Origin of the sequence: Laceyella tengchongensis, from assembly GCF_900182735.1 — a bacterium.
In the GTDB taxonomy this organism is placed as follows: Bacteria; Bacillota; Bacilli; order Thermoactinomycetales; family Thermoactinomycetaceae; genus Laceyella; species Laceyella tengchongensis.
In genome coordinates, this window is record NZ_FXTU01000004.1 from 146,057 (window position 1) to 162,364 (window position 16,308).

15 protein-coding genes and 1 riboswitch are annotated in these 16,308 nt (G+C 51.3%); of the genes, 10 read left to right on the top strand and 5 right to left on the bottom strand.

Annotated features, from left to right (window positions below):
- Positions 1-327 precede the first annotated feature (327 nt).
- The 7 genes from QQZ12_RS10165 to QQZ12_RS10195 all read left to right on the top strand — a co-directional run bounded on the left by QQZ12_RS10165 (position 328) and on the right by QQZ12_RS10195 (position 10,520).
- Positions 328-669 carry a hypothetical protein gene (locus tag QQZ12_RS10165; RefSeq protein WP_194830673.1) on the top strand — a complete coding sequence of 114 codons (342 nt, stop codon included), beginning with the start codon at positions 328-330 and terminating at the stop codon, positions 667-669.
- Between the two features lie 16 nt (positions 670-685).
- Positions 686-1,024, top strand: a complete 339-nt coding sequence (locus tag QQZ12_RS10170; protein ID WP_181352905.1) for a DUF2085 domain-containing protein — start codon at positions 686-688, stop codon at positions 1,022-1,024.
- Between the two features lie 293 nt (positions 1,025-1,317).
- The gene (locus QQZ12_RS10175) at positions 1,318-2,643 is read left to right on the top strand and encodes a tetratricopeptide repeat protein (protein ID WP_154987593.1); all 1,326 of its coding nucleotides are present in this window, start codon (positions 1,318-1,320) and stop codon (positions 2,641-2,643) included.
- Positions 2,644-2,697: 54 nt separating this feature from the next.
- A riboswitch (SAM riboswitch) is annotated at positions 2,698-2,807 on the top strand.
- Between the two features lie 79 nt (positions 2,808-2,886).
- Complete coding sequence (gene metH / locus QQZ12_RS10180; RefSeq protein ID WP_284724379.1) at positions 2,887-6,330, top strand: methionine synthase; 3,444 nt, start codon at positions 2,887-2,889, stop codon at positions 6,328-6,330.
- Positions 6,331-6,342: 12 nt separating this feature from the next.
- Entirely contained in the window at positions 6,343-8,199 is a 1,857-nt protein-coding gene (locus tag QQZ12_RS10185; RefSeq protein ID WP_284724380.1) for a bifunctional homocysteine S-methyltransferase/methylenetetrahydrofolate reductase, read from the top strand.
- Positions 8,200-8,934: 735 nt separating this feature from the next.
- Complete coding sequence (locus QQZ12_RS10190) at positions 8,935-9,396, top strand: hypothetical protein (protein ID WP_146130609.1); 462 nt, start codon at positions 8,935-8,937, stop codon at positions 9,394-9,396.
- 164 nt (positions 9,397-9,560) lie between these two features.
- Entirely contained in the window at positions 9,561-10,520 is a 960-nt protein-coding gene (locus QQZ12_RS10195; protein WP_102993342.1) for a 4-hydroxy-3-methylbut-2-enyl diphosphate reductase, read from the top strand.
- A 311-nt stretch (positions 10,521-10,831) separates the two neighbouring features.
- On the opposite strand, the gene QQZ12_RS10200 is transcribed toward QQZ12_RS10195, so the two are convergent.
- Positions 10,832-11,131, bottom strand: a complete 300-nt coding sequence (locus QQZ12_RS10200; RefSeq protein ID WP_102993341.1) for a DUF1811 family protein — start codon at positions 11,129-11,131, stop codon at positions 10,832-10,834.
- A gap of 74 nt (positions 11,132-11,205) precedes the next feature.
- On the opposite strand from QQZ12_RS10200, the gene QQZ12_RS10205 reads away from it, so the two are divergent.
- Positions 11,206-12,117, top strand: a complete 912-nt coding sequence (locus tag QQZ12_RS10205) for an alkaline phosphatase family protein (protein WP_189318897.1) — start codon at positions 11,206-11,208, stop codon at positions 12,115-12,117.
- A gap of 1 nt (position 12,118) precedes the next feature.
- On the top strand, positions 12,119-12,502 hold the full coding sequence (locus QQZ12_RS10210; RefSeq protein ID WP_102993339.1) for a hypothetical protein: 384 nt from the start codon (positions 12,119-12,121) through the stop codon (positions 12,500-12,502).
- A gap of 1 nt (position 12,503) precedes the next feature.
- Here the strand turns inward: QQZ12_RS10210 and QQZ12_RS10215 are convergent, their stop codons facing one another.
- The 3 genes from QQZ12_RS10215 to QQZ12_RS10225 all read right to left on the bottom strand — a co-directional run bounded on the left by QQZ12_RS10215 (position 12,504) and on the right by QQZ12_RS10225 (position 13,691).
- Positions 12,504-12,854 (bottom strand): L,D-transpeptidase, encoded by a 351-nt coding sequence (locus QQZ12_RS10215; protein WP_102993338.1) that lies wholly within the window; start codon positions 12,852-12,854, stop codon positions 12,504-12,506.
- A gap of 61 nt (positions 12,855-12,915) precedes the next feature.
- Positions 12,916-13,092 carry a hypothetical protein gene (locus QQZ12_RS10220; protein WP_189318896.1) on the bottom strand — a complete coding sequence of 59 codons (177 nt, stop codon included), beginning with the start codon at positions 13,090-13,092 and terminating at the stop codon, positions 12,916-12,918.
- Between the two features lie 116 nt (positions 13,093-13,208).
- Positions 13,209-13,691: a DinB family protein gene (locus tag QQZ12_RS10225; RefSeq protein ID WP_102993337.1), complete on the bottom strand. Its 483-nt coding sequence runs from the start codon at positions 13,689-13,691 to the stop codon at positions 13,209-13,211.
- 371 nt (positions 13,692-14,062) lie between these two features.
- Between QQZ12_RS10225 and speD the strand changes: the two genes are divergently transcribed.
- The gene (speD, locus tag QQZ12_RS10230) at positions 14,063-14,473 is read left to right on the top strand and encodes an adenosylmethionine decarboxylase (RefSeq protein ID WP_022737091.1); all 411 of its coding nucleotides are present in this window, start codon (positions 14,063-14,065) and stop codon (positions 14,471-14,473) included.
- 121 nt (positions 14,474-14,594) lie between these two features.
- Here the strand turns inward: speD and ptsP are convergent, their stop codons facing one another.
- A complete protein-coding gene (ptsP, locus tag QQZ12_RS10235) occupies positions 14,595-16,298 on the bottom strand; it encodes a phosphoenolpyruvate--protein phosphotransferase (RefSeq protein ID WP_189318895.1) in 1,704 nt (567 codons plus the stop codon).
- Between the last annotated feature and the right edge of the window lie 10 nt (positions 16,299-16,308).

A 16,308-nucleotide genomic window follows, 5' to 3' on the forward strand; every position in this document is an offset into this window, starting at 1 on the left:
TTGTAACCAAATCAGCAAAATCAAAAGAGGAAATATCATGTCGGTAAACAAAATCATATTGACAAACAGATTGCCTTCTGTTGATTATGAATTGAGGTAACAGGGATAGTGAGAAAGCGCCCAGTCCCCAGTGGTGAGTCACACTTGTTGGTGCAATGGCATTCCTTTCATCCGTGTGTCCGATGATGGTCAAGACGAAGGGATGGGAAGAGAGTTGACAAATGAGGTGAGTCCGGCATAAGGGATATGAACAGCATGATCTCCTGATTTTCCATTGATTGCAACATGATTGCCGTAAAGCTTGTTTCAAGATGTTTTGTTTACTGTATGGTTGGCGCAGTTGGCTCGATTTGGCTTGCGATCGCCGCGGCAAGCGAACACTTTGGTAAGAAAGGGGCTAGCGGATTGTTCTTCGTGAGTCTGACGTTGATTCTGTTGTTGGCGGTCGCCGGGGGAATCTTGTTGGTGCAGGGGCTGATCTTGGAAGGGAGTGCCTGTTTGGTTGCGAGTGGCGTCCTTTTTTTGGTGTGGTTCATCTATTACAAGCGGCGCCGGAAGAAGTGTGACGACTTTGATTGCGGATGCGATGGATGCGATGTGTTTGACTGTGACTGCGTGGATTGCAACTGCGTGGACTGCAATTGTGTCGATTGCAATTGTTCGGACTAAAGCGAGGGGGAAGCGAATGGGGCGATGGCTTGATTGGCTGAAGTTCGTGCCCTGCCACCGCAAGCCAGAACGGTGTTTTCATATGGGGGGACAACCTTTGCCCGTCTGTGCGCGCTGTCTGGGCATTATGATGGGTTATTTGTTTATTCCGATCCTGCTGTTGATCCCGCTAGCGCCGCCTTGGCCGTTTGGATTGTTGGCACAGATGCCGATGCTGATCGACGGGGGAACGCAATGGCTGGGTTGGCGCCAGAGCAACAACCTGCTCCGCGTGGCGACGGGCCTGCTCAGCGGCTGGGGTCTCTCTGTCATCGTGGTAGATGGTGCACTAAAGTTGGTCCAATTGATCAAATAAAACAAAAAACATAAATTTGGCATAAAGATTCATTTTATGGAGAAGATAGAGGTATTGGGAAAATATTTCTTGTCCCGAAAGAGATAAGGAATCGGTTTCTTTTTGTGGTTTTTTCAGATTATTTATCTTTTTATGTGATATTGCGGGGGCAGTCGTGGGTAAGAAATAAAAAATAAAGCAGTTGGAAAAAATTACACTCCTTTATATGGAAAAATTTATATGTTTATTCCTTTATAAAATGAAATAGATGGAGTAATATAGAAATAACAAGAATTCGGAAAGGATAGGTCGCGATGAACATTTTGGAAATGAGTGAAGTGGGCAAATACATTCGTAAAGTGAGAAAGGAACGGGGATTGCGGCTGGAAGATCTCTCTGACCAGCACATCTCCACTGCCACTATCAGTAACATCGAGCGTGGCGTACCTCATGTGAACAAAGACAAAGTGTTGTATCTCATGAACAAACTGGGTTTGGATCTGAGTGAAGTGCCCGACATGATCGAAAAGGACACTGGGAGCATCGAAAGCTTGCAAGTGAAATTCACCGCGATTGAAACCATGATCCAACTTGGCAACTATCAACGCGCTTTAGCTCTGTTGTCCGATTTATCCGATGAGGTTACCTCTCAACACCAAGCGACGATTCACTACCTCAAAGGGCGCATTCATTTTATCAAGCGGGATTGGCGCAAAGCAGAAAGGGAACTGAGCGAAGCCATCCGTCTCGCTTATCAGGACCCCTACTCCCCCAAAGTCAACTTGGAGGCGGCCAGTTACTTGTGTCTGTCAGAATGCCGTATGCAACACAAGGACTGGGAGCAAGCGCTGAAATATGTTGAGCGAGGGCTGGACGCTTTAACTGATGAAGAAGAAATTTTCGAACAAATGCATGTGAAGCTTTTGCTCGCTCGGATCGAAAATCTGCAAAAACTGGATCGGGCCGATGAGGCATTGCGTGGTGTCGATGAGGTGTGGGCTCTGTTGCCGCAGATTCGCTCACGCCAGCTGATCCTCCAGACGTATGCGCTTCGGGCAGAACTCCTGCGCAAGATGAAGCTTTACCAAGATGCTATCCGCTATGCCCGCGAAGGAAGCCAAATCGCCGTGGGTAGCAGGGAGTATGGGGGGATGTTCCGATTGTGGTCGGTGCTGGCTCACTCCTATCAAGACGCGGGCCAACTGGCTGATGCAGAGGTTGCATTTGAGTTTGTGCTGGAGCTGGGAGAGCATGTGAGCGACAAAGAGGATTTGGTGCAAGCGAGCTGTTCGTTGGGACAAGTCTATCTCATGCAAGGGAAAATGGAACAAGCGCGAGATATACTGAAACAGGCTTTGGACATGGCGGAACGCATTCACCATGGTTTGTTGACCAGCACGGCACTGATCTTGTTGGGGCAAGCGATGAAAAATATGAACCATTACCTGGATGCTATCGAATATTTCCAAAGCGCTGGCAAGATTGCGGACAAAAATAAGTTAAAAGACCGCGTCTACCAGTGTTATTATGAACTGGCAGATTGTTATGAAAAAATTGGTGAAGAAGCGAAATTCCAGGAAGCGACCCAACGGATGTATCAAACGCAAAAAGAGCTCAACAAAAACAAACTGTATTTGTGAATTTGATTGACACGGTTTTGCGAAATAGCTATATTATTGAGATATAAAAATAATCTCTTATCCAGAGTGGCGGAGGGACTGGCCCAATGAAGCCCGGCAACCTGTTGGTTATTCCAATGTGGTGCTAATTCCTGTCAGAGAGTGTTCTCTCTGAAAGATGAGAGTGATAAGCGAGCGGCAAACACCTTTCATCTTTCGGAGATGAATGGTGTTTTTTTATTTTGAGGAGAGGGTGGAGCCAGCATGGCCAAGCAGTGTGTGTCTGAACGACTGAAAGAGAAGATCCTAATCTTGGATGGCGCGATGGGGACGATGTTGCAACAAGCTGCGTTGACGGCGGCGGACTTTGGGGGGGAAGCCTTAGATGGGTGCAACGAGATGTTGAACCTGACCCGCCCTGATCTCATCGAGTCGATTCACGATGCCTATTTCGCGGCGGGGGCAGATATTGTAGAAACCAACACCTTTGGGGCGACTCCCATCGTGTTAGCAGAGTATGAAAAGCCTGAATTGACGGAAGAGATCAACTTAGCGGCGGCGCGGTTGGCGGTGAAATCATGCCGCAAGTTCTCAACGCCGGAATGGCCGCGCTATGTTGCCGGGGCGATGGGTCCGACTACCAAAACGCTGTCCGTGACCGGTGGCACCACCTTTGACGAGCTGGCCCAAGGCTATTATTTGCAGGCAAAAGCTTTGATTCAAGGGGGCGTTGACTTTCTCTTGTTGGAAACATCGCAAGACACGCTAAATGTCAAAGCGGGGAGTGTGGGTATTGAGCGGGCGTTCGCTGAATTAGGTGTCACCTTGCCGGTGATGGTCTCCGGCACGATTGAACCGATGGGAACCATGCTTGCGGGACAGACGATTGACTCTTTTTATGTGTCGATCGAGCATCTCAAACCGTTTGCCGTGGGCTTGAATTGCGCGACCGGCCCCGAGTTCATGACCGACCATATCCGCACCCTGGCGGGGATGGCTCGATGCGCCGTCAGTTGCTACCCGAATGCCGGTTTGCCTGATGAAAACGGTGACTATTTGGAAACGCCGCAAGCGCTGGCCCGTAAAATGGCCGATTTTGCGGCTAACGGTTGGCTCAATATTGCCGGGGGCTGTTGTGGCACCACGCCTGATCACATCCGGGCGATGAGCGAAGCATTGGCTGGCATTAAACCACGCCAGTTGCAAGCCACACATGCTCCCGCTGTATCGGGAATTGAGGCCGTTTTCTTAGAAGACAACCGCCCCATTTTAGTTGGGGAGCGGACCAATGTTATCGGTTCGCGCAAGTTTAAACGCTTGATCGTGGAAGGGAGTTATGAGGAAGCATCAGAGATCGCCCGCAAGCAGGTGAAAGGGGGAGCCCAGGTGATCGACATCTGCCTGGCCGATCCTGACCGTGATGAATTGGCTGATATGGAGAAGTTTTTGTCGTTTGTCACCAAGAAAGTCAAAGCGCCGCTGATGATCGACTCTACTGACCCCCAAGTGATTGCCCGGGCATTAACTTATACGCAAGGCAAAGCAGTGATCAATTCCATCAACTTGGAGGACGGCGAGGAGCGCTTCCAAGAGGTGTTGCCGCTGGTGAAGCGATTTGGAGCCGCGGTGGTGGTTGGAACCATTGATGAACAGGGCATGGCTGTTTCACGGGAGCGCAAACTGGAAGTGGCATTGCGATCGTATGAATTGTTGGTGGAGAAATACGGCATTGCGCCAGAGGACATCATTTTCGATCCATTGGTGTTCCCCGTGGGCACAGGTGATGAACAGTACATTGGGTCGGCCGTGGAAACGGTGGAGGGGATCCGCCTGATCAAAGAAGCGCTTCCCGGCACTGCCACCATCTTGGGTGTGTCCAACGTCTCCTTCGGCTTGCCATTGGCGGGTCGCGAAGTCCTTAATGCCGTTTATCTGTATGAATGCACCAAAGCCGGTTTGGACTATGCCATCGTGAATACCGAAAAACTGGAGCGCTACGCTTCGATTTCGGAAGAGGAACGCCGTTTGGCGGAGCGATTGCTCTTTGACACCAACCAAGCTAATTACGATGCAGTGCTGGCTGAATTCACGGCCTTTTATCGAGACAAAAAAGTGGAAGAGAAAAAGCAATCAGACCATCTGACATTGGAGGAGCGCTTGGCGCGCTATGTGGTGGAGGGAAGCAAAGACGGCCTGTTTTCCGACCTGGATGAGGCGCTGACCAAATATAAGCCGCTTGACATTATTAATGGGCCGCTCATGGCGGGCATGGATGAAGTGGGGCGCTTGTTCAACGACAACCAACTGATTGTGGCCGAGGTGTTGCAGAGCGCCGAAGTGATGAAAGCGTCCGTGGCTTATCTGGAGCCGCATATGGACAAAGCGAAGACGCATGCCAGGGGGAAAGTGATCTTGGCGACAGTAAAAGGCGATGTCCATGACATCGGCAAGAATTTGGTGGAAATCATCATGGCCAATAACGGTTATGAGGTGGTGAACCTCGGCATCAAGGTGCCGCCGGAACAACTGATCGAAGCAGCGCGGCGTGAGCGTCCAGATATGATCGGGTTGTCAGGCTTGTTGGTGAAGTCTGCCCAACAGATGGTAGTGACTGCGCAGGATTTGCGAAAAGCTGATATTCATGTGCCGATGCTCGTCGGTGGGGCGGCGCTGTCACGCAAATTTACGGATACCCGCATCTCTCCCGAATACAATGGCCCGGTCTTGTATGCCAGAGACGCCATGAATGGCCTTGAATTGGCAAACCGTTTGATGAATCCGGAAGAACGGGATGCGCTGGAGGCCGAGTTGCGGGCGAAGCGAGTCAAATCGCAAGCGGCGAACACCGAAGTGAAAGCGAGTGTGCAGGTGGCTGTGCGACGTGTCAGCGACATCAACCGCCAAGCCCCGCTGTTCGTCCCGCCCGACTATGAGAAACATGTGTATCGGGATGTGCCGCTCGCGCAACTGCGCCCTTATATCAATGAGCAGATGCTCTTGGGCAAGCATTTGGGCCTGAAGGGGAATGTGGCGGAGCTGTTGGCTGCTGGTGATGAGAAAGCTTGCCAATTGAAAGCTCAGGTGGATGAGTTGTTTGCCGCGGCTATTTCCGACCGGTTGATCCGTCCGCACGGTTGCTATCGGTTTTTCCCGGCACAAGCGGATGGCGACACGATTCTGATTTATGACCCCAACGATCACAGTCGGGTTATTGAACGGTTTACTTTCCCAAGACAGACGAAAGGCTCTTATCTCTGTTTGGCTGACTTTGTGCGGCCGGTGGAGTCGGGAGAGATGGATACCGTCGGCTTTTTCGCCGTCACCGCCGGTTTGGGAGTGCGCGAGCAAGCGGAAAAGTGGAAAGAGCAGGGCGACTACTTGCGTTCCCACTTGTTGCAAGCATTGGCGTTGGAGACGGCGGAAGGGTTTGCGGAACGGATTCATCAGGTGATGCGTAGTGCTTGGGGCTTCCCCGACCCGGTCACCATGACCATGAAAGAACGATTTGCCGCCAGATATCAAGGAATTCGCGTATCGTTTGGATACCCAGCTTGTCCCGATCTGGAAGACCAAGCCAAGCTGTTCCGATTGCTTGAGCCGGAAGAGATCGGGGTTGCGCTGACGGAAGGGTTCATGATGGAGCCAGAAGCGTCGGTGTCGGCGATGGTGTTTGCGCACCCTGAAGCCCGTTATTTCAGTGTGGTGTGAGGAGGAAAATAGATGGGCAAACCAAATTTGATTGAACGGTTGCGGAGCGAGTTGCTCGTGGGCGACGGGGCAATGACCACTTATTTGTACCAGCAGGGCGTTTCCATCGGCGATTGTACCGAAGAGTTGGTGCTAAGCGACCCCAAACTGGTGGCGGGAGTGCACCAAGCTTATTATGAAGCGGGAGCGCGGGTGATTGAGACGCATACGTATGGAGCCAACCGGGAGCGGTTGACGCGGTATGGGTTGGAAGGGAGAGTGACGCGCCTCAACCGGGAAGCGGTGCGTTTGGCCCGGGAATCGGTGGGGGATGACGCCTACATCTTGGGCTCGATCGGCTCCATCTGTGCCGGGCGCGTGCCCGCCTATGATGAAGAGGAATACCGCGACATGTATGAAGAACAAGCCACGGCGCTGTTGCATGCCGGGGTGGATGGCATTCTGTTGGAGACATTTCTCGATGTAAAGGAAATGCTGTTGGCTGTCGAAGTGATCCGTCCTCTGACCAAACTTCCCTTGCTGGCTCAGTTTTCAATGTTGGAAGTGGGCCGGACGCGTGATGCGTTTTCCATCTCTACCGCGTTTCAGTTGTTGGCTGAGCGGGGGGTAGATGGAGTTGGTCTCAATTGCCGTTTAGGGCCGATGGAATTGTTGCGCGGATTGGAGAAAACGGTGGTGCCAGAACAATTGGTCATCACCGCGTTTCCCAATGCCAGCCGGTTAGGGATCACCGATGGGGAGTTGGCTTATAAATCTAATCCCGCCTATTTTGAACAAACGGCGGAGTTGTTGGTGGAGCAAGGGGTTAGCTTGTTGGGGGGATGTTGCGGCACTACCCCTGAACACATCCGGTTGCTAGCCCAAAGCCTGAAAGGAAGAAAGCCGGTGCCACGCCGCAATCCGCAGAATCGGGAGACAGCACAACCGGTAGCGGTGGAGATAACCGAGCGCGTCAAACCGACGGTCGTAGAGAAAGTGCGCCATAAACGGACGATCGTGTGCGAATTTGACACACCCAAGGACTTGGACATTTCCGCTTTTTTGCATGGCGCCAGCCGGTTGCACCAAGCAGGGGTTGATGCGATCACGATGGCCGACAACTCCTTGGCCACTGCCCGCATGAGCAATTTGGCCTTGGGGGCGATTTTAAAAGAGAAGATGGGAATTGAGCCACTTGTCCATGTCGCCTGCCGCGACCGCAACCTGCTGGGGCAACAATCGCACTTGATGGGTCTTCATGCGTTGGGCATCGACCAAATCCTCGTCATCACCGGAGATCCGACGCGGATGGGCGACTTGCCGGGGGCTAGCTCCATCTATGATGTTACTTCGTTTGAGCTGATCCGCATGGTGAAGCAATTGAATGAGGGAATCTCTTTTGCTGGACGCCAATTGAAACAGAAAGCCCGGTTTGTCGTCGGGGCAGCGTTTAATCCGCATGTGCGCCAGTTGGACGCTGCCGTGCGCCGCCTGGAGAAAAAAGTGGAGGCAGGAGCCGATTTCATCATGACTCAGCCTGTGTACGATGCCCAAGGAATCATCGATGTGCATGAAGCGACGAAACACATCCCCATTCCCATCTTCATCGGGATCATGCCGTTGACGGGGTATCGCAATGCGCTATTTTTGCATAATGAAGTGCCAGGGATAAAAATTTCGCCGGAAGTGTTAAAGCGCATGGAGCAACAGCCAGACAAAGCGGCAGGGCGCAGGGAAGGCGTGGCGGTAGCGAAGGAATTGCTGGAAGTGGCATTATCCCGTTTCAACGGGATTTACTTGATTACTCCATTCTCATATTGGCAGATGTCTGAGGAGTTGATCCGCTTCATCCATCAGTACGATAGTCAGCACATTGCTTTGCGGGCCTGATGGAGACAGGTTCTGTACGGGCAAGAAAAAAATCCCCCCTGTTTTTACAGGGGGGATAAACATGGAAACACCCAAAACCAAACCAAAACTGAGATGAAAAAGTTCAGGTACATAATCATTCGATGCGACAAACGATTTTGTGTCAACTTTTTATCAATTTTTTAGATTTTATGCTACAACCATTGGAATGATTGGATTCTCGGATAACTATTTGACGACCATTCGTTGCATTCCTTTCATTCGACACAACAAGACAAGAGATGTCAAAATCATACAAAAAGATGGATTTTGCATCGGATGAGAGAAAGCTGGTCTTCTGGGTAAGATGTTGGTCGTACCCCTGGAACCAATCATTTCCATAGTGGAAAATTCACTTTATCAACAGCAATAATTGAATAGAAACAGGGATGAATTGTCCATATTTTGAATTAAAGTGGCTTTATCTTTACGTTTATTCTGTTATATAGTATAAATTTAAAGGCGAATGAGTCGAAGGAGGGAAGCCGGGGAGATGTATGCGAATATTCTGGAACATGGCCTGTTGCTGTTCTCCATGCTGATCTCATTTATTTTGGCGGGCCTGTACATACGCGAACGCATTAAAAACAAGGAGAACTAGGCCTGCAACTTCACCCGGCCACAATCGCCGGACCCGCTCTGCTCCGGCGGAACCCGTTTTTTTATAAGCACTTATCATTGGTTTAAAAACCTCGCGGAGCATGGCGGGGTTTTTTTGTGCAAAAAAGAAAGGATGCCCTCCCGAATTGCTTGGAGGGAAGGCGGGTTGTTAACAACAGCAACTGCTTTCGTGCCGTCTTGATGAAGATACGTGTGAGGAAGAACAATGACGCGGGGGAACGGGATGGGGACGGCGGCGGCTACAACAATATTTCATATGCCACTTCAGCATTGCCATTTCGAACTTATGGCAGATTTTCAATTGCATATACAGATTTCGCAAAGCATGGGGATCACACGGCAAACGGTGCATCATATGATGGTGCCCTGGATATGGATACGGCATGGGCATTGGCATCGGCATCGGTTGCGCCGGCGGGCAAGGTCTCATGGGCGGGCATGGCGGCATCGGTTTCATGGGTGGCATGGGCGGCATCGGTGGCATCGGCTTTGCAGGTGGTGCTGGCGGCGTGTAAGGTTTTTGTGGTCTTTCCATGTTTTCACTTCCTTCATTTGTGATGACAGTGTATCTTATGAATGCCCCCGTGCGAATGTACCGTGCAGACCAGCCCATCTTTTGGGATGGCCAGAGCCGGGCGACCTTCCCTTGGTTCCAGTTGGAGAATAAGCTATAATGAGATGGACTATGCCTCGGACCAAACGGGGTCGGGAGGGAAACAGGAATGGAAGTAGTGAAAATCACACCGCGCGGATACTGCTATGGCGTGGTCGATGCCATGGTTTTGGCTCGACAAGCCGCCAAAAATCTGGACTTGCCGCGTCCGATATACATTTTGGGTATGATCGTCCACAACAGCCATGTCGTGGACGCCTTTGAAGATGAAGGCATCATCACCCTGGATGGGGAAAATCGCTTCGAGCTTCTTGATAAAGTGGACAAGGGGACGGTGATCTTCACGGCCCACGGAGTTTCGCCAGAGGTGCGCAAAAAGGCGCGGGCAAAAGGGCTGACGATCGTGGACGCCACTTGCCCGGATGTAACTCGCACCCATGATTTGATTCGCGAAAAAGTGGCTGACGGATATGAAGTGATCTACATTGGCAAGAAGAACCATCCGGAGCCGGAAGGGGCGATGGGCGTCGCTCCGGGGCGCGTGCACCTGATTGAGAAGGAAGAAGACATCGAGAAGTTGGAACTAAACACAGATCGGCTGTTGGTTACCAACCAAACGACCATGAGCCAATGGGATACGGCGCATTTGATGAATAAAGTGCGTGCCAAATTCCCGACGGTCGAGATTCACAATGAAATCTGCCTCGCAACGCAAGAGAGGCAAGAAGCGGTCGCCGAACAAGCCAAGCAGACGGATTTGGTGATTGTGGTAGGAGATCCGCGCAGCAACAATTCTAACCGCTTGGCACAGGTGGCCAAAGAGATCGCCGGCGTAGAGGCGTACCGGATCAGCGATGTGACGGAATTGAACATCGAATGGTTGAAAGGGAAGAAAAAGGTGGGCGTGACGGCGGGCGCATCCACCCCGACGCCGATTACCCGCGAAGTGATTCAGTTTCTGGAGCAGTTTGAAGAGAGCGATCCAAGCACCTGGGTAATTGAGCGCAAAGTGGACATGAAGAAAATCCTGCCGCCAGTGCGTGAGAAAAAGTTGAATCAGCAAAAATAGAAAACCGGGGCAACCCCGGTTTTTTGTTGGGTGGATGTGCTTGATTATTCTAACAATTAGGCGAAACGCAAGCATGTCATCTTTGTTGGTAGCGGGTAGCCATGAAGTCGTAGCATTGGTTCATGGTACCGCGGAATTCCACCTGATGATCCTTTTTCATGGGATTATACCAGGCGAAGTAGTTGTCCTCGTGAATGATGGATGGTGGTAATTTTTCAGAATCTCTTATGACATAATACATCTTTTTAAACACACCTCCTAGATGTAGTATGTTCAAAAAGACGAAATTTAACCCGGATTTGCCAAAAAAATTAACTTTTTAGCACGGCCAATGGAAGAGCGATCAATTCTTCAGTCCCTTCCCAATTCCCCCAAGCCATCACGCCGTTGAGATAATCCACATAGAAGCGGCGCGTTTCTCCTTCGACCGCGTACCACCGTTTCGGGGGGATGGTGGCGGGATCGACCAAATACGAGCGGGCCAGTTTGCGTTTTTGGCTGATGATGTTAACTTGGCTGTCTAGTCCGTGTTCTCTCGCCCACTTCTCTTCCTGTTCCAGCTGGCGAATCGTTTCGGTAAGGGTTTCTTTGTCCATCTCGCTGAAGCGCATCTTCGTTTCCTCCTTTGTATCACAATCACATGTTACAATGAAAAAGACTGGAGGTGAAGGGGATTACTGTTTTCTTGCTGTTTGTTGACGGAGTAGGGTTGGGCGACGATGCGGAATACAATCCTTGGGTGACCGAGCCGACACCGCATCTCAGAAGCTGGTTGAGCGGATTGCCGCTTAGCCGTGCGGCGGTTGGTACGCATGGAAAAGAAGTGCGCCTGATCGCGACGGACACCCGGCTTGGGGTCGAGGGATTGCCGCAGAGCGCAACAGGCCAAGCGGCCATTTTTACTGGTAGAAATGCGCCGCAAGCAATGGGGATGCATATGGCCGGGCTACCGTTTCGCCGGTTGCGCGACTGGGTTCAGGAAGACAACATCTATAAGCAATTTGCCCGCAAAGGTTGGAAAGCTACATTTGCCAATAGCTATACGCAGGAATATTTTGAGCGCCCAGCGACCAGACGCGGCTGGATTTCCGTGTCGACCGCGACGATGCTGTCGGCGCAGGTGCCGGTTCGATACCTACCAGAGTTGTTGCGGGGGGAAGCGGTATATCATGATTTGACCAGGCGCACGTTGAAGGAGCATTTGCCCGAGGTAGACGAGATCACGCCCGAAACGGCGGCCGAACATCTCACCCGCTTGGGACGCGACCATGATTTGGTGGTGCATGAGTTTTTCTTGAGTGATCGCGCGGGGCACAAGCATGATCCCGAGTTGGTGCGGTGGGTGGTTGAGACATTGGACCGGTTCCTGGGGGCCATGCTTCGGTTGCGCCAACACCAGGATACGATTGTGCTGGTGAGCGACCATGGCAACATGGAAGACTTGCGCGTGCGCACCCATACCATGAACCCGGTTCCGACGTTGGTGGTTGGAGATGTCGGGGCGATAGAAGACGGGCAAGTAGCTGAGTGGAATTTATGCAGTATTGCACCGCTGCTACAGCGGTTGGTGGAACGGCGCCAGAAAGGGGAAATCTAAGATGTCGACAAGGTATATTCCACAGATTCGGCAGGCAGTCATACCGGAAGACGGAGGATGGGCGGAATTGAGCAACGGAGCGGTGCTGATATTATCCATTCCAGAATGGACGGAATCGAATCAGGCACTGACCCGGGAGATGCAGTCCGTCTGGTTGTATGACCGGGGGAATGATGCTTATTTGTATTGTTTCAAATTGGCTGATGGCCAAGAATATGCGATCGCTTTTGCCAAAGAACATGCCGGGGTGCTGTTGGCGGACGAGCGGACGAAGGAGCCGTTTGCTATGTTGATCACGGCGCAGCCTTTAGCCGCTGAAGAATATTCCCCTTACTTGCTGATCTCTGACGTAGTGTTGAAAAAACATCCCAAGGCTGGATGGTGAATCAGCGGATGATGACAGTGGTGCCGATCGGGACCATGCGGGCCAATTCGTTTACATGATGGTTGTACATGCGAATGCAGCCTCTGGAAACTCGTTTGCCGATTGAAGACGGGCGGTTGGTACCGTGAATGCCATAATGGGGACGAGACAATCCCAGCCAGTATGTGCCGAAGGGGCTGAGGGGGCCGCCGGGATAACTGTTAGGGTAGGGGACTTTGTTGATGATCCGGTAAGTGCCTTCGGGGGTGGTGCTGGCCGCCCGGCCGATTGCGATGGGATAAGATCTGATCTGCCTGCCGTTTTGGTACAGGTACAGTCGGAACCGTTTTAATTCAACCACAATCAAATACATAATAAAATCACTCCTTTTCTACAACATACGAAGAAAAGGAGTGATGCATGCACCCATGATTTTAGCCATCGTCCATGTTGCAGAGGAAACCGTTAATCAACAAGATTTCCTCTTCCCGTTCATGTTCTTCTCGCAAGCGGTCTAACAATTTTTTATATTCATTTGCGCGCGGCTCCATCGCCAGCACTTTGATTAGAGCCCGAATGACGATACCTCGCTCTCTGGGGGATAAGTACATCGTTCAGCCTCCTGCGGTGAAGGATGTGCGAATGGGGCGAATCCGGCGAATCCGATTACCCTAATGTCTTATCCTTCCCGTTTCAAATGGTTTTAGACATTCGGGACTAGAAAGCATCAATATAGATCAAACATATTGACGTTGTAATGCAATTCCTTTAAATACTCGAAGAGTTGGGAACGATGATGGGACAGATGGGTCAGGATTTCGATCAGCCATTTGGAATAGGCGATGCCTTCCTGGCTGTAAAATGGTTTGCCCGTTTTGTGGACAAAGTCCTCGACGGTTAAGGCCGCCATGTACGATTTTAGGCGGTCTGCGCCGGAGTGCAAGAGGTTCAGTAGCTCCGTCGCATTGTCGGTGAACAGTTCCTTTTCCAGTTTACGTATGGAGATTTCGTCTTGTTCCTGAATAATGGCTAAATCGACAGTGGGGATTTGGACGAGATGATTGACAACTTCAAGGAGAGTGCGCATCGCGGATTGCGGTTGGTAATGCCAATCCTTGTCTTCGATTTTTTCAATCAATGCGGCAGTGGTGCGAACCATCAAATCCAACTCTTCAAAGAGGTGTTGCCTGATTTGGCAAATGGCGGTCAATGCTCCTCATCCTTTCTGTTGTGTATTGGAAATGGCAAAACGGTTAATCGGATTAATTCTCTACTAGGAGCATGAAACCCTTTGAAAGCAAACGGCTGAAGTGACATTAATTAACAATGAAGAGGGGATGGGTGTGTCCTTCTTGCTGTGGTAAAATACAGGGCAGGAGTGAGATCATTTTTGCCTAAAATAACTGTTGCAGTTCATAAAGAGATGTGTTAAGTTAATGATTGTGACATTGAGCTAGTAGGATCCAGGATTCACTTAAAGGGTTGGGACCTCACTGGACTAACCTTCCCCCGTGGTGAACAAGCAGATCCTAGCGGAATTTGGCTCACACCAACTTTTTGCTAGGAAGGGGGCCGAAAGATATGGAATTTTCTACTTTCGGAAGACATGTAGCGATGGACGCGTGGGGCGTTGACTTTGATCTGATCAATGATGTTGCGTTTTTGGAGCATCATATGAAAGAAGCTGCTAAAGCATGTGGGGCGACGATTTTGTCTGTACAATCCCAACAATTTGAGCCCCAGGGGGCCACAGTGCTTGTGATGCTCTCGGAAAGTCATCTGACGATTCATACCTATCCGGAAAAAGGGTTCGCTGCCCTGGATTGTTACACCTGTGGTCACACTGTTGATCCCATGATCGCCATCAAATACATGATCGATGTGCTGAAGCCGACGCAAGCATTTTCGAAAGTGCTTCGCAGAGGTGTAGGGCCGATTGAGGTCATCCAACCAGACGTAGCTACGTTGACTAGAGAAGAAGTGACTGTTTGAACATAGAGAATAGGTGGTAGCCGACTGAAGTCTCACGATGGGAGATTTTAGTCGGCTTTACTTAATTTTGCGAATGACGAAAACCGACTCGCTAGCGAGTCGGTTTTATTCGTTTTTATTGTTAGGAACGAATCAGTGCGCGGACTTGATCGCCATCTTCCAACTGAAGGGCTTTGTCCGCCAGCGCTTTGGCTTTGGCGCTGTCGATGAGGCGCACGCGTTGCTTCACTTCTGGAATCGCGGATGCGCTCATGGACAGCTCATGCAATCCGAGACCGACCAAGATTTCTGTCATGGTTACGTCTCCGGCCAGCTCTCCACACATGCCTACCAAGATGCCCGCTTTATTGGCGGCGTCACAGGTCATTTTGACCAAGCGCAGCACCGCGGGATGGGCGGCGTCGTACAGATGGGCCACTTGCTCGTTGCCACGGTCGGCGGCCAAGGTGTACTGAGTCAAGTCATTGGTGCCGATGCTCATGAAGTCTACTTCTTTCGCCAAGAGATCGGCGGTGACGGCTGCTGCCGGCACTTCGATCATGATGCCGACTTTGATATCGTCGGCGACCTCTGTCCCTGCACCGGTGAGTTCTTGCCGGCATTCTTCCAGCAAGGCTTTGGCCGCACGGATTTCAGACAGGTTCTCGATCATTGGGAACATGATCCACAAGTTGCCGTGTACACTTGCCCGCAACAGCGCCTTCAATTGCGTTTTGAAGACGTCTGGGTTGGCTAAGCAATAACGGATGGCGCGGTGGCCGAGGAAAGGATTCTCCTCTTTCGGCAAATCAGCATACGGCAGGTCTTTGTCCCCGCCGATATCCAAGGTACGGATCACCACCGGTCGTCCGTTGAAGGCGGAGAGCACTTTGGCATAAGCTTGGTATTGCTCTTCCTCGGTTGGCCAGTGGTCGCTTTCCAAGTACAAGAATTCGGTGCGGAACAAGCCGACTCCCTCAGCATGGTTTTTGACTGCCAGCTCGATGTCATTTAAGCTACCGATGTTGGCGAATGTTTGAATCCGTTTGCCGTCTGCCGTATAGGCATCAGCCGCTGCCTCTTTCAAAGCGGCTTCCCGCGCTTCTTTTTGGGCGGCGATGAGTTGCCGGGCCTCTTGTTCTTCCGCTTCGCTAGGGTTGAGGATGATCGTTCCTTTATCCCCGTTCACGATCAATTTGTCGTCATCTTGAATGTTGTCAATCCATGCGCCCAACCCTAGCACCGCCGGAATGCCCAAGGTGCGAGCCATGATTGCCGCGTGCGCGGTTTTGCTTCCTTTGGCTGTCACCATGCCGGCGATGCCTTCCGGAAACTGTGCGGTGTCTGATGGGGTTAATTCTTCGGCGACAACCACATCTCCCGCTTTCAACTGCGAGGGGTCGAACGGCTTTTTGCCAAGCAGGTTCAGCAACAACCGAGAGCCCACATCACGGATGTCGTCGGCACGGGCCTGCATGTATTCGTCATCGAGCGACGCCATCAACGCGCTCATCTCTTCCGTCACTTCTTGGCAGATCGCTTCTGCGTTTTTTTTCTGGCTATGGATGCGGTTTTCCATTTCACCGGTGAAACCGGGGTCGTCCAAAAACGCCAAATGAGCGTCAAACACTTGCGCTTCTTCCTCGCCCATGCGCTCCGCCGCTGTTTGGCGCAAAGTGTTGATTTGCTCTTTGGTTTGATTGATGGCTTGTTTTAACTTTGCCGTTTCCGCTTGCGTGTCGGCAACCGTTTTCACCGTGACTGTGGGTTGCTCTTTGCGCCACCATACAGCGGTACCCAGATTGATGCCCGGTGCGGCGCCTACGCCTTGGATGGTTTGGCTCACTGTGGAATCC